Annotated in this window: 1 protein-coding gene; it reads left to right on the top strand. The window is 43.6% G+C overall.

Annotated features, from left to right (window positions below; translation table 11 throughout):
* Nucleotides 1-559, top strand: a 559-nt coding sequence (locus tag LMF89_RS25545) for a reverse transcriptase domain-containing protein (protein WP_255711634.1), incomplete at both ends; no start/stop codon positions are given.

The raw sequence follows: 559 nt of genomic DNA, 5'->3' as shown, positions 1-559 counted from the left end.
TGCTCCTATGGTTTTAGGCCGGGAAGAAGCTGTCATGATGCCATAAAAGCAGTGGGAAAAATCCTGGAGACTAAGAGAATCAACTATATTGTAGAAGCTGACATCAAGGGGTTCTTTGATAACGTAGACCACGAATGGATGATGAAGTTTCTACAGGAGAGAATACAAGATCCCAACCTGCTAAGACTGATAAGACGATTTCTTAAAGCCGGAGTCATGGAAGAAGGGATACTGCAGGCAACCGATAAAGGGACGCCGCAAGGAGGCATCGTATCGCCCACTCTGGCTAATGTGTACCTGCACTATGTAATAGACCTGTGGTTTACGGTGAAAGTAAGGAAAGAATGCAGAGGAGAAGCATATCTGATAAGATATGCCGACGATTTTCTATGCTTCTTTCAATACAAAGACGAGGCAGAAGCCTTCTATGATAAATTGATAGAGCGGTTACGGCAATTCAACTTGGAGATTGCCAAAGAGAAAACCAAGATTCTAGAGTTCGGTCGATTTGCCAAGGAGAATAGAGCTAAAAGAGGAAGTGGCAAACCAGAAACCTTCG

This window comes from Pelosinus baikalensis (genome assembly GCF_020819555.1).
In the GTDB taxonomy this organism is placed as follows: domain Bacteria; phylum Bacillota; class Negativicutes; order DSM-13327; family DSM-13327; genus Pelosinus; species Pelosinus baikalensis.
The sequence above is the reverse complement of the archived record's forward strand: the minus strand, read 5'-3'. Positions and strand labels throughout refer to the sequence as shown.